The following is a 13396-nucleotide window of genomic DNA, read 5'->3' as shown; positions in this document are numbered from 1 at the left end:
CGCTATCTTTACTGTTATACCCATTACAATTCGCCCCCTTGAACGGTCTGACGTCTTGAACCTCTTAACTCCGACACTCCACTATAATTTTCAATAACATTTCTGACGTCAGCATCAATCGGAGCTTCGTAGCTATTGCTGCGGTACACCTCTAAATGCATCGTTTTCTCAGCAAGTGACACCCTTGCGATATCTACCGGATCAATCTCAATAATGACAACAGCTTGCCCGGTCTCCTCACCTGCAGATGCCGCAGGCTGAAACGTAGAGTCGAGGTTACCATCATCACCTCTGCTACCACTCGACGTACCGAGCACCTTAGCTCGCTTAAGAAGCAAATTGGCATTAACGCCATTAAAGCCAATACGTCTATCAAGGTCGCCAGACAGATTTTCCACCGGCGAACTTATTGATAGCACATCAACATATACTCCAGGTCTTATGTAATCTAATATTAAATTGGTACTACTGACTAATAGTGGGTAAGGCTCTTTACCTTCAGATATCAACAAATCAATATATCCTGGAGAACCTTTTTTATTTTGGTATTCGGGTAAAACCAAATCACCTTTGGCTAAATTTCTATTAAGTAATGTTGCTGGAGAAAAATCTAAATTTACATCAGCTTTAATCCCTTCCCCAATGGCCAAACTCTTAAGAATTTGCTCTCTCTTAACTAAAGAAGCATCGATCGGTTTCCCCTTAACGAGTTCGATGTTTGCTCGCCAGACCTGAACATATTCTTCAGGTTTTTCAACCGTAGGTTCACTCGTCTTATTTAGATTCTGATATATTCCATAACCGCCGATTGCAACAGCTACCAAAGCAACAAACAGACTGAGACTTTTTTTCATGAAAAACCTCCTGTTACAACATTTTTGAAAATGACCAGTGCAAAACCACTACAGATAGCAACGCCATAGGGAATGCCTTCATTCGTCGGTCTTAAAGTGCTCAAACCATCCCAAATGTTGGGACCATATTTCCCACAAAAATGAAGTAGTAGATAAGTAACAGAAACAACTCCGCCACTTAAAATAACCAATATAGTGGCTACAAAAATATCGTTCGCTGGTATCGCTAAAGAGAAGGCTAAAATAAGCTTAACATCGCCTCCACCAATCAAATTTGCTAACCAAAAGCTAATAAGAACAATGCCTAAAGAAATAATAACCAATATTTTACTGAAATCGGATGTTGTAAACCCTAAAGTAAAAGAAGCTATCGCAATAATTACGACATATAAGTTAGGTATTTCTCTCTCCGTTATATCTTTAAAACATATTATCAAACTAAAATAAATGAGAGTAATAAATGCGGATATATATAACATAGTTTACAAGTAATACCTTACCAAATAAAATCATTAGCTACCTAATGTTAAAAATCAGTCATATTAGGTAGCAAATTACACTTAAATTTAATCGCCAGCGCCAAGGCTTGTTTTAATATTTGCAAACGATGTTTCCAAAGTATCTACAAAACTAGTTGCATCTGTATAAAAAACTGCGATTAACATAGTCGCCATTGCAACAGCAATCAAACCATATTCAATAGCTGTAACACCTCTCTCGTCTTTTCTTAGATCAGCAATAAAATTTGTCGTATACACGTAAAGTTTAGTAATCATGATGCCATCCTTTTTTCATGCTTCTAGTGCAAAGCAATTAGATCTTAGTAATCAGATCACTTTCTCACATTCAGATACTATCGGTTTCCCCGATATCCACCTTAAAAGTACAAATATAATCATCATGTTTATTTTTTTTATATTACTTATCTATTTAATTATAAAGAATTTTGGCTGATAAATTTTTATTTTCATTTGATAATTAAGTTCATTACACCTAAAGTAAAAGCGTGACATCCATCACATTTTAATTTCAAACAATGCTAAATCCGCCTATGAGTATTAGCCTAATACTTATAATGCAAAGTCTGTAGGAGAGAGAGATGAAGCTCACTTTAGACAATTTAACCTCATTTCATACTGTAGCCTCTGAAGGTTCGTTCAGTTGTGCAGCGAGGAAACTAGGTAAATCGCAGTCAACGATAAGCGGAGCGATAAAAAATCTAGAGCAAGATTTAGGATATTTGCTTTTAGATAGGGATGGGCATACTGTAACGTTAACCGATAAAGGAAAGAAAATTTACGCACTAGCCACTCCAATAATAAGTAAACATAAGGAGTTGAATAACATTGCCAACGACTTATCAAATTCAAACTTAACAAAAATAAAAGTAGGTATTGATCTGCTAATGCTTAACTCAAACGTTAAAAATGCTCTTGTTGAATTTTCAGAGGAATTCCCAGAAGTTGAGATAAACGTTGTAACAAAACCAAGTTATATTTTAGGTGACTATATCAATCGAAAAAAAATTGATATCGCGATAGGGAACCCCTATCATAAAACCATCTACAACTTTAATATAGAAGAGCTATTTTTAGTAAATTGCATTTGGGTTGCGAATAAAGAAGTTGTTCAAGATTCAAAATTCAACTCACAAAAAAATCGATTACTATTGCTTGATGGATATAAAGATATCATTGATTTCTCGATAATTTCAAGCCATAACATTTGGGTACTAGATGATATTAGTACTATCCTTGAACTCTGCAGTGCGGGGAAAGGAATCGCCCTTCTTCCACAGCATATCATTGAATCAAAATCAGAAATGAACCAATTAATAAAAATACCCAGTGATACTCAATTGTTTGGTAAGCAAATATATGCATCTATGATCTGGCCATTGCACAGTGAGTTTGGTAAATATCATCAGTGGATTCACAACAAACTAAGGAGTACTTACCACCTATGAACAACAAACGACTGCTCAATTAAAATATGAAATATCTCTATTTTGCAACTCTACTGATATTCATCAGTTTTAATAGTGAGCTCTCAGCAAAAGTCACTTATATAAGAGAGCATCCAAACTCTTATGAAGAGCTGCAAGAAAATCAAAGATTGCAAAGCATTGTGGCTCCACAAAGCAAACGAATACACGAAATACGAGCTTCCCAAACCGAACCACCCGTACTTCTATCCCATAAAATCACTGACAGCGTCAGCAATAAATATACAATATATCAAACTCACATTGAGCGTTCTGCAACAAAGTGGAAAATTCCAGCATCATTAATCGTTGCTATGATACACGCTGAAAGTTTCTTTGACCCAAATGCGGTTTCCCACGCCTCAGCTATTGGATTAATGCAAATTCTTGTTAATGGTGGTGCAGCTGAAGTATCACGAGAACTTTATGACAATAGACCCATCAGAGCACAAGATCTCTTTATTCCTGAATTCAATATTGATGTAGGGACCGCTTATTTGCATCTGTTGGAGACAAAGTATCTCAACAATATTCGATCCACTAGCGCACGAAGACTATTAGCAATTGCCTCCTATAACTGCGGCTTGTCTAATCTAATGAAATACTCCTTCGGTGATAATAACCTCAGCGCATTCTCAACAAATATCAACAAGTTATCAGATGATGAGTTATACACAATGCTGACCACACAACTGCGTATCGCAGAAACAAGAACTTACGTAGCAAAAGTGTATAAACTAAACAAGCAATATCGAGCCCTGCTCAACTGATACATATATTCTTATATAACGATGGCGCTCATTAATTTTCTAACCTAAAGTTTGATTTGATGGCAACTCTTTCAATTGAATATAAAAGAAGGGCTATTTCGCTCACTTATTATAACAAATCATGGATTCACACGGACCGGATTTATCGATGACAACTTAACGCGATAACATTGCAGATACCGAATCAAAAATCGCTGTAATTTCTTATCAATGTGGCTACAAGGATGTGTCGTATTTTTCAAGAATTTTTAAGAAAAGGACAGGCGTAACCCCTGCAAGCTATAGACGTGCCTGTACAGATAACAGAAAACGCTAATTTTACTCCCTAAAAGAAAAAATCATGGTACATTTAACATGATTTTAACAAAAATAACCAAAAATAACTTAGCGAAAAACATGGAGTTAGACAATGATTCAGCCTAACGAGTTTAGCCAAGAACAAGCAACAGCTCTCCCTACACCCAATGACATGATTTTAAAATGGTCGAAAGAACGCCCAGATGAAGTCTATTTGAAACAGATTATTAATCGCCAATTTGTCGAATTTACTTATAAAGAAGTCGCCGACAAAGCACTGAAACTGGCGTCAGCATTAGAAGGACTCGGAGCCCAACCTGGCGATCGAGTCGCTCTCGTATCGAAAAACTGTGCAGAATGGTTCATCTGCGATCTTGCCATGATGTTAGGAGATTTTGTCAGCGTCCCAATCTTTCCTACAGCGGGTGCAGACACCATTCAATACTGTATTGAACACAGTGAAAGTAAAATTGTGATTGCGGGTAAGCTTGACGATCCTAAAGCCACTCAGAAAGTACTTGATGACAATCCGAGCTTGGTGAGTATTTCACTGCCATACGACAGCGCAGCGAAGTGCCAACACACTTTCGAACAACTCATCGATACATATGAACCATCAACCAAACGCCCTCAGCATCACGACGATAAGCTGATGTCGCTTGTTTATACATCCGGTACATCAGGGTTACCAAAAGGCGCAATGCTCACATACGGCGCGTTTACTTGGTCAGTTCAAAGGTTGATTGACCATATTGGAATCCAGCCTGGCGACCGCCTGTTCTCTTACCTACCGCTTGCCCATATTACTGAGCGTGTTTACATCTTTGGTTCTTCAGTGATGGGGGGCGTGGTGACGGCTTTCCCTGAATCTTTAGACACCTTTATTGATGATGTGAAAATGCATCGCCCGACTCTGTTTATTTCAGTTCCTCGTTTATGGACTCTGTTCCAGCAGCGAATCCAAGACAAATTGCCACAGAAAAAACTGAACTTCTTACTTAAGATCCCGTTCATCAACAACATAATTAAGAAGAAGCTTGCCGATGGTTTAGGGTTAGACCAAGCTCGCGTTCTTGGTTGTGGTTCTGCACCGGTATCACCCGCTCTACTCGCATGGTATGAAAGTGTTGGCCTGCACATTACCGAGGCATGGGGCATGACAGAATCTTTCGCCTACAGCACGCTCAACTACCCATTCAGAGCCGATAAAATTGGTACCGTTGGTAATGCAGGTCCGGGCATCGAACTCAAAATAGCTGAAGACGAAGAGATTCTAGTTCGAGGTAAAGGTCTATTCTCTGGTTACTACAAGAATGATATTGCAACCCAAGAGTCTTTCAACCCAGATGGTTGGCTTCACACTGGTGACATCGGTGACATTGATAGTGAAGGTTACTTAACGATCCGTGGACGTAAAAAAGATACCTTTAAAACCGCGAAAGGTAAGTTTGTTGCCCCTGTGCCAATCGAAAACAAACTGTTTGAGTATAGCCGTGTAGAAATGATGTGTTTGATAGGCCTTGGTTTACCAGGTCCAATCTTACTTGTGGTACCACATGACTTCCCTAATTTCGATAGAGCTCGCTATGAGAAAACGACAAAGCGCGTTATCGAGAAAATGAACGAGCAGCTCGCCTCTCACGAGAAGATAAAAGGTGTATTGATGATTAAGGAACCATGGAGCATTGAGAATGGTGTGTTAACCCCGACTCTCAAGATCAAGCGACATATCCTTGAACAGAAATATCATGAAGTTGGCCATAATTGGCCGAAGGATAAATTGGTGGTTTGGGAAGAATAATAAAATAGAGAGGGAGCCATTATGGCTCCTTTTTTGTAAGCTCAAATTATAAGTACTTCGTATAATCAGCAGTATCACTACTCTCGCAATCTAAACCGACATCATTTCTCATTCGATTACTTAACGATTTCGAGCAGATAACTTGTCTCGATTTAGTCGCCCTCCTAATCCTAGTATTATCATTGATTTTAAGTACCTGAGTAAAAAATCTTCCGACGCAACAGGTTACTGCTTTCATGTTCTCTCCCTTGTATTCCCTGTTTATTTATCGCTATTATGAAAACAACCTGTTCGATAATCGAACAACCATTATTAACAAGAACTATAAGCTGAGATTATGGACAACAGATTACGTCACCTTTCAGGTCTCCGTTACTTTGAAGTTGCGGCTCGCTTGAGCAATTACAGCAAAGCGGCTGAAGAGCTGTTCGTCACTCAAGCAGCCGTCAGCCAGAAGATTCGACAGTTAGAAGAACAGGTTGGATGTAAGCTCTTTATTCGTAAGGGGCGTGCAATGACTTTGACACATGAAGGGCACACACTTTTTAGACATGTCTCTGATGGATTTCAAGAGGTTCTACTGGGATTAAACAAGATCCAGTCAGAACCAATCCAAGGGCTACTTGTTGTTAGAAGCCCCCCTTCTTTTGCTTCTCGTTGGTTACTACCTAGATTGTGGAAATTCTCGGTAAAACACCCAGAGATCCCAATCAAAGTGCTAACAGGGTCTGATACCCCAAATTTTAAACATGGTGAGATCGATGTGGCTATTCTGCAGGGCGAAAATCTGTGTGTTGAAGAAGGCTTGACCCTTGAGATGCTAATCAACGAACCGGTTTACCCTTTTTGTTCCCCCGAACTCGCAAACTCTTTGAAATTCACATCGCCAGAGCAACTCCTCAAATGTTGGCTGATTCAGTTCGATAGCGGTTGTTTCCCGTGGGAGGAATGGTTTAGACAAGCAAACGTATCGATCCAAAGCAGCACCATTCAGTGGATGGAAGTCGGTACCTTTGATATGGGGTTAACTACGGTCATGGCCGGTCACGGGGTTTGTTTGGCGACAGACAGCTTGGCTGGTGACTTCATCGAACGCGGCTTGCTAGTTAAGCCCTTTGACATAGGCATGACACCTGGTGTTCAAGTCAACCTATGCTTTGATTCTAACTCCCCAAGAGAAGAACGCATTACTGCGTTCACCAATTGGTTGCATGAAGAAGTAAACGAGCTATTGGAGAATTAGGCCACACCTACCAATTTCTTAAATAGGGAATGAGGTCAAATAAGCAACAAGTCTAACTCAACATAGAACGGTAACGTAAACATCCCGACACCGACAAAACGATGTTGAGTAAAAGCCACATTGACTTATAAACTACGTTGCCCTGAATCACTCCCAAAAGGACTTCTTCAGTTCTTTTTCGACTTGTTCCGAAGTAATCCCGATATCTCTCAGTAAATAATCGGGGAGTTCAGACAGTTGCTTTCTGGTTCTACGATTTTGACAATACAGACCTAATTTAGAATAGAATTTCTTAATTGATAATGACGTTAAAAATGAACGGCTGGTATTTCCTGATGCTATGATCGTATTCATAGTGCTTCTCCTATTGATCTTTCGCTTTGTCATGGTCAATAATCAACCAACAGAGCAACATCGACAAACGATAGATACTGGCATTCAGTTAAGGAAAACTAATGTGAGAGAGCGAACCCCACCATTCCAAGGGATCTATTACTTTTACACTGCTGCTGAAACTGGCAGCTTTAAACTCGCAGCACAAAAACTATTTGTCACGGCTGCAGCAGTCAGCCAACAAATTCGCCAACTTGAAGAATGGTTAGGCGCAGATCTGTTTATTCGCCAACACCGAAAAATAGTATTAACTCATGAAGGTGAAGTGCTCTATCTGCAAGCGAAGAAAGGCTTTGCTCATATTCAAGATGGAGTAAGACGAATAAACCAAGACCCCAACCCTACTCAATTATCGATTTCTACCGTGCCCTCTTTTGCACAACATTGGTTAGTACCTAGGATTGGCGATTTTCGAGATCGCCACCCTGATCTATCCATGCTAATTGAGCCGACTAACAAGCTAGTCACGTTTGAAGATTCTAATGTCGATATCTGCGTTAGATATGGTCACGGAAATTACCCAAACATCGAATCACGCTGGTTGATGGACGAAGTCATTTACCCGGTTTGTCACCCTATTTATCAAGAGAAGCATGGTATTTATGACATCGATGACTTGCATAAAGCGGAACTTATTGAAGATCGTTGGCCTGATATGGATTGGAATCTATGGTTACAGGTCGCAGGGGTAAAAGCTGGTCGTACATCATTACAATTTGATGGCTCGCATTTTGTGTTAGAAGGTGCGCTATCCGTTCAAGGTGTCGCGCTCGTTAAGCACAGCTTGGTCCACCGCTATCTACAAGAAAAGAAACTGGTGCGAATTGGAAACATCGCATTAAGGCCCAAATATAACTACTTTCTATGTGCACCTGCAGGCTACTTTCGCAGAGAAAAGATAAAACGTTTCGAAGCATGGATGCAAAGTCAGGCTCAGCAATTTGGAAATAAAGGGCGGGAGGAGCTTTCTATTATCGATACCGACTACCGGCTTAAATGGTCCGATAATTCATAAAGCGAAACTGATATACTTAGATCAAATAAATGGCGAGAACACCTCATGACACAAGACAATAACCCACTTCACGGTATCACTCTTCAAAAGCTACTGACTGAATTGGTTGAACATTACGGTTGGGAAGAATTGAGTTACATGGTCAACATCAACTGTTTCAAAAAAGACCCAAGCATCAAATCAAGCTTAAAGTTTTTGCGTAAAACAGATTGGGCTCGCACCAAGGTAGAGCAGATTTACATCCAACTAAAAACTAACTAACCCTCTCATTAAGTAAACGCACCATTTCCGGCACTAAAGTATGAAGCCATTGGTGCGTATTCCAGTCTATTTCCTTATATTTCATTAAAAATCAACAGTTAAAATAAATAGCACATTTGACACATTGAATAATAAGTAATCAATACTAATATTATTTAACTAGAGTTAGTGGCATCACTCCCCATTAACCTACCGATTATTAAAGATTTTGTGTATGAGTAAATAGAGAGGTCAATCATGGAAGTTGATTCTGAACTCGCGTTAGACATTCACGTCCTTACCCGTAATAATTCATACTATAGGGTGATAAAAGACCTACTTTCAGTCTCTATTCCTAGTGCGCAGATCACCCACTCCCAATGCTTTGTTCAAATACCGAAGCTAGAACCTGAAACGGTTATTTTATTTGATATTCAAACAATGCCTTGCCCAAATAGATATGGATTCATCCTACATGAAAGAAACGAGTTTTGGTTAGCAGTCAATGTGAATGACAATACGTCTACTGTATGGCTAGAAAAAGGCTTTTCAGGTCAAGTAGGTCAGCACTTTGAGTTTATATCAAAAGCAATTCTATCGGTTTATCAAGAAGATATATGGTTCCCAAGGGCTGTGTTAAATAAACTCGTGACTTCCTATCAAAGCAATGAACCTAACTATGAATCAGCCTGCGAAAATATAATTAATTACAAAGAGTTAACTAAAAAAGAAAGGGCTACTTGCACATTGATGTTAAAGGGACTGTCAAACTCTCAGATCGCATCTCAGCAACACGTCAGTATCAATACAGTTAAAACTCACTCATCAAACTTGCTTCGTAAATTGAATTTACGATCGAGGTATGAACTCCTTGCTCAGGTAAAAAACTTTAATTAGATCCAAACAACATTGGATCACTATAAAGGTGAGATATGACAAAACTCATTCTAAACTCACCCTATGCAAAAGATATTTTTCACTCTATGTGATGAGGTTTGACTAACCGTTCCCTCTTAGTCTTTAAAAGTGATGCACGGGTATGCATCTTAACTAACGAGGGATTGAACGATGAAAAAACTAATTTTTGCGGCTATTATTTCGTCTGTGGCGTTTGGAGCTTCTGCTGAGAAGTTTAATAAAAAAATTAATTTCAAAAAATTAGAAGCGACCGACTCTTCAAAGATTGTGCTCAAGGGCAAAGTACCAGAGCGCTGCTTGCTTCGTATCAACAAGAGAGCGATGCCTAATAACATTTTAAAGTATGCTAAAAATGCACACGGTTCAGCTTCGAAGGCATCGAACAAACGCGTGGATATCGGTCATCTTAAAGCTTGGTGTAACTATGGTAGTGACTTAAAAATCACTTTCAGAGCAAGAGGTTTGGAAGGGAAAGGGACTCACAATGAAAATGAAATCATTAACTACAAAATTTTCTTAAATAACTCAGAGGTAATGAAAACAACGGGAACTAGGACCTCTGTGAGCAAAAAAGTCGAAAACAACGGTGTCCATCTAAAAAATAAAGTGAAAAAAATGGACCTAGCGGTAAAACCTCAAGGATCTGGTTTTGCTAAGGCAGGTAAATATCGAGACGTAATTCGAGTTCACTTGAAAGCGAAACTCTCAATGTAGGACTTAGTTTTTGGTGGCACAGACATGATTAAGAAAGCTTGGTTCACTGTCGAGCCAAGCCTTTTCAAGGAGAGAGCTATGAAAAAATTTGTGTGTGCACTATTTTCCTTTCTATTAATTACGTTCAATGTCCACAGTTACGAAGTCAGTCCGATGTACTTAGACCTTGAGGATACAGGTAGGTTATCTAGCGGTAACTACACGATAGGTAACGTCGAACAAAAAACCATTGCTGTAGAAGTAAGCGCCTTCAAAGTAGGGTTTATAGCTCAAGAAGAAGTACTGACTCCAGCCGAAGACGAATTTCTTATTCTTCCCCCTCAAGCGCAGATTCCAAGTGCAGCAATACAAAACTTTCGAGTTAAATTCATTCCTAAGGCACCACTTTCAACCACTGCCGTGTATCGAATTGTGTTTAGTCAGCTTGACCTTGACTCAGAGCAAGAAAGCGATGGCTCCTCTGTAAACATGCTCATTGATATATCGACCATAGCATTCGTTTCTCCTAGCGGAGGAAAACCGACACCGAAGGTATCTATAGCGGATAATAAAATTCAGGTGGAAAACCATGGCAACCGAATTCTAGATATGTACGACCTTGCTTTTGAAGTAAAAACCGATAGTGGCAACAAAACTCTTTTTTGGCGAGACATCAAAGAAGATTCAGGTTCTTGGTTAATGCCTGGATCAAAAGCACAATTCAACATTCCGATGAAGGTAAACAAAGCAGCTCAAGTCTCAATTGCTCAGTAACGGAGACAACCTATGTGCCGTTTTCTTTGCGTTCTGGTATTTTTTCTGTCAAGCACGATGACTCTTGCGCAAGAATTCCCATTTCCTTTTCCATTGTTTTGGTCAGAGCAAGAGATCGGTGAAATTACAACACTATCCGATGGTGTTTCAATCAGTGCAGTGAATACCATAGAGTTTGCAGAACTAAGCAAGAACTTTGCCTCAGAAGATACCCGTGAAGCGATTTTAAATACACGTAAGCCCTACCTCTCAATCGATGAACTCAAAGTACTAGGGATCACGTTAACATTTGATCAAGCCCAATTAATTGTGATGGTTAATGTCACTGAATCTGCATCTCGCCAACTCGATATTGCTTTTGGGGAAGAATATGTCCCAGCACAATACTCGGAAAGTGCCTTTTGGTTTTGGCAAAACAATTTTAATGCTTCAGCAACCTACGATTACAATGAAGGTCAGGATCTAGATAACCTTGGTACTTGGTTAGGCGAATGGATTTCATATGGCAATATAGGTGGTTATCATGGCGCGAATTTTGAGTATTCAGTCTTTGTTGCTGGCAGTGAGTTAGAAAGCACTGATTTATATCGCGGCGAAGTAAGACTGTTTTTCGACCGTCCAGAGTACCCATGGAGGGTCACTCTAGGAGATATGACACCACAAAGTCCCGGGCACCTCCCTAGCGTACCGATAGGAGGGGTTGCTTATGAGCGACTTTATCAAGACTTACAACCAACACGAAACATCCAAAATGGTGGCACTCAACCACTAGTACTGAATGAAAGTGCCAACATTGAAATCTATATCAATGACATTTTTTTAACGGAATTTCGGCTGCCTCCAGGCCGTTACAACCTAGATGATTTGCCACTATCTTCAGGTACTAATGATATTCGAATAGAGGTCGACTACCAATCAGGAAAGAAAGACACCATCGTCTACAGCCAATTTTTTAATTCTCGACTTTTGCGCGCTGGCATTTCAGATTTTGGCTTCTATACCGGATTACTTTCTATAATTGAAGACAACAAATTTGATTATGATACTAGTGAGTACATAGCTTCTGGTTTTTATGAATATGGTATAAACGATCATTTTACCGTTGGCTTGAACGGTCTTGGTCATCCAGAGGGGCAGCAACTTGGCCTCATTACTACGCTAGGTACTTCACTAGGCAACTTAGGAGTGAGAGCATCTGCTGTTAACAATAAACCGAATAATCAGGCAGGTGGTATTGCCAGTTTAGATTACTCTCACCAAATTTGGGGCACGGACAACTATAGTACGCCGAACCTTCGGCTTGGTTTTGAGTATCAACAAGACTATTTCTCCGTACCTTGGCAGGAAGACGAAGGCTCTACTGGCTATCGCCTGTTTGGCAATTACTTGATCAATCTTTTAACCGACCTCGATCTATCATTATCTGGCGAGTACGATGATTTTGACGAACAAGACATATCTTGGTTGGCAAGTAGCGAGTTTATATGGCGCTATGATGATTGGAACATCAACTTAGGTGTCGAACACGAAGACAACCCGAATCAAAACATAGATGAAACTCGCTTCTTAGTGTCTGTCGAATGGGATTGGAGTTCTATTGATGGACTGTATAGTGCCAACGCTAGCTATTCAAATGAGCCTGATACATATAGAGCTCAATTCCAAAGAAACTATGATGACTACGTAGGTAGTTACGGCTATGGTGCGACTGTTGAAGGAAATAATGAGTCGACAACTGGACGACTAGAAGGCAACTATGTAGGCAATAGGTTCCTAGTCGACACGGAGTACAATTACACACACTTTGATGACAACAGCTCAAATCAAAGCATTGCTCTTCGAACAAGTACTGGATTGACCTTGGCTGATGGGCATTTAGCGATATCACGTCCATTAACAGGACCAGTAGCGCTAGTGAACATACATGAATCGTTAGATGCGGATGTTGAAATCAATGCGTTTGCTCAAGATCCACCAGAAGCGATTTCAACACCAAGTATTAGTAATGCCATTGGATTATCAACGGGTCATATTACCTCCAGTACTTTCGTTACTGCCCCAGACGCCCCACCAGGATACAACATTGGAGAATATCAACGCACGATTGTTCCTGGATCCTCAACTGGACATCTAATACAAATCGGCTCGATGGCATCTAAAACCGTCATTGGTTCGATAGTCTCTAGCGTATCAGGCAAGCCCATAGAGCTAGCTACAGGTACATTAAGCGGAAATGGTACAAATTATCAGATATTTACAAATAGATCCGGAAGGTTTGTCGTTGAAGGCATAGCGCCCGGTAACTACTTGTTAAAAATTTATAATTTAGGTAGTTCAGGTGTATCCATTTCAATCCCTGACGTGAAAGATAATTTAATTTATCTTCCAGCACTAACATATGAAGAGGGTTAACT

14 protein-coding genes and 1 pseudogene are annotated in these 13396 nt (G+C 39.8%); 11 read left to right on the top strand and 4 right to left on the bottom strand.

The annotated features are described in order from the left end of the window. Positions 1 to 23: 23 nt before the first annotated feature. The 3 genes from BCT34_RS08890 to BCT34_RS08880 form a co-directional block, all read right to left on the bottom strand. Positions 24 to 854 (bottom strand): hypothetical protein, encoded by an 831-nt coding sequence (locus tag BCT34_RS08890; protein ID WP_076651488.1) that lies wholly within the window; start codon positions 852 to 854, stop codon positions 24 to 26. Next, a complete protein-coding gene (locus tag BCT34_RS08885) occupies positions 851 to 1333 on the bottom strand; it encodes a prepilin peptidase (protein ID WP_076651489.1) in 483 nt (160 codons plus the stop codon). Before BCT34_RS08885 ends, BCT34_RS08890 begins: the two co-directional genes overlap by 4 nt. 87 nt (positions 1334 to 1420) lie before the next feature. Next, on the bottom strand, positions 1421 to 1630 hold the full coding sequence (locus tag BCT34_RS08880; protein WP_076651490.1) for a Flp family type IVb pilin: 210 nt from the start codon (positions 1628 to 1630) through the stop codon (positions 1421 to 1423). A gap of 323 nt (positions 1631 to 1953) precedes the next feature. Between BCT34_RS08880 and BCT34_RS08875 the strand changes: the two genes are divergently transcribed. The 5 genes and pseudogenes from BCT34_RS08875 to BCT34_RS08850 all read left to right on the top strand — a co-directional run bounded on the left by BCT34_RS08875 (position 1954) and on the right by BCT34_RS08850 (position 6949). Further along, positions 1954 to 2820 carry a LysR family transcriptional regulator gene (locus tag BCT34_RS08875; protein WP_076656035.1) on the top strand — a complete coding sequence of 289 codons (867 nt, stop codon included), beginning with the start codon at positions 1954 to 1956 and terminating at the stop codon, positions 2818 to 2820. Positions 2821 to 2846: 26 nt separating this feature from the next. After that, entirely contained in the window at positions 2847 to 3608 is a 762-nt protein-coding gene (locus tag BCT34_RS08870) for a transglycosylase SLT domain-containing protein (RefSeq protein ID WP_076656032.1), read from the top strand. A 172-nt stretch (positions 3609 to 3780) separates the two neighbouring features. Continuing rightward, positions 3781 to 3924 (top strand): annotated as a pseudogene (locus BCT34_RS08865) (AraC family transcriptional regulator); the annotation flags it as partial. 93 nt (positions 3925 to 4017) lie between these two features. Beyond that, complete coding sequence (locus tag BCT34_RS08860; RefSeq protein ID WP_076656029.1) at positions 4018 to 5706, top strand: AMP-binding protein; 1689 nt, start codon at positions 4018 to 4020, stop codon at positions 5704 to 5706. A 337-nt stretch (positions 5707 to 6043) separates the two neighbouring features. After that, positions 6044 to 6949 carry a LysR substrate-binding domain-containing protein gene (locus BCT34_RS08850; protein ID WP_076656023.1) on the top strand — a complete coding sequence of 302 codons (906 nt, stop codon included), beginning with the start codon at positions 6044 to 6046 and terminating at the stop codon, positions 6947 to 6949. 147 nt (positions 6950 to 7096) lie between these two features. Here BCT34_RS08850 and BCT34_RS08845 read toward each other — a convergent pair whose 3' ends face one another. Further along, positions 7097 to 7303, bottom strand: coding sequence for a DUF1127 domain-containing protein (locus BCT34_RS08845; RefSeq protein WP_076656020.1), 207 nt, complete (start codon positions 7301 to 7303; stop codon positions 7097 to 7099). Positions 7304 to 7406: 103 nt separating this feature from the next. Here BCT34_RS08845 and BCT34_RS08840 point away from each other — a divergent pair, with 103 nt between their 5' ends. The 6 genes from BCT34_RS08840 to BCT34_RS08815 all read left to right on the top strand — a co-directional run bounded on the left by BCT34_RS08840 (position 7407) and on the right by BCT34_RS08815 (position 13394). Further along, a complete protein-coding gene (locus tag BCT34_RS08840; RefSeq protein ID WP_076656041.1) occupies positions 7407 to 8357 on the top strand; it encodes a LysR substrate-binding domain-containing protein in 951 nt (316 codons plus the stop codon). 45 nt (positions 8358 to 8402) lie between these two features. Further along, positions 8403 to 8618, top strand: coding sequence for a VF530 family protein (locus tag BCT34_RS08835; protein ID WP_009847508.1), 216 nt, complete (start codon positions 8403 to 8405; stop codon positions 8616 to 8618). 237 nt (positions 8619 to 8855) lie between these two features. Next, on the top strand, positions 8856 to 9494 hold the full coding sequence (locus BCT34_RS08830; protein WP_076656017.1) for a response regulator transcription factor: 639 nt from the start codon (positions 8856 to 8858) through the stop codon (positions 9492 to 9494). Between the two features lie 171 nt (positions 9495 to 9665). After that, positions 9666 to 10229: a hypothetical protein gene (locus tag BCT34_RS08825; RefSeq protein WP_076656015.1), complete on the top strand. Its 564-nt coding sequence runs from the start codon at positions 9666 to 9668 to the stop codon at positions 10227 to 10229. 78 nt (positions 10230 to 10307) lie between these two features. Beyond that, the gene (locus tag BCT34_RS08820; protein WP_076656038.1) at positions 10308 to 10982 is read left to right on the top strand and encodes a hypothetical protein; all 675 of its coding nucleotides are present in this window, start codon (positions 10308 to 10310) and stop codon (positions 10980 to 10982) included. Between the two features lie 12 nt (positions 10983 to 10994). After that, positions 10995 to 13394, top strand: a complete 2400-nt coding sequence (locus tag BCT34_RS08815; RefSeq protein ID WP_076656012.1) for a fimbria/pilus outer membrane usher protein — start codon at positions 10995 to 10997, stop codon at positions 13392 to 13394. The last annotated feature ends 2 nt before the right edge of the window (positions 13395 to 13396 follow it).

This window comes from Vibrio sp. 10N.261.45.E2 (assembly GCF_002875705.1).
Taxonomy (GTDB): Bacteria; Pseudomonadota; Gammaproteobacteria; order Enterobacterales; family Vibrionaceae; genus Vibrio.
This window is presented reverse-complemented; position numbering and strand designations above follow the sequence as displayed.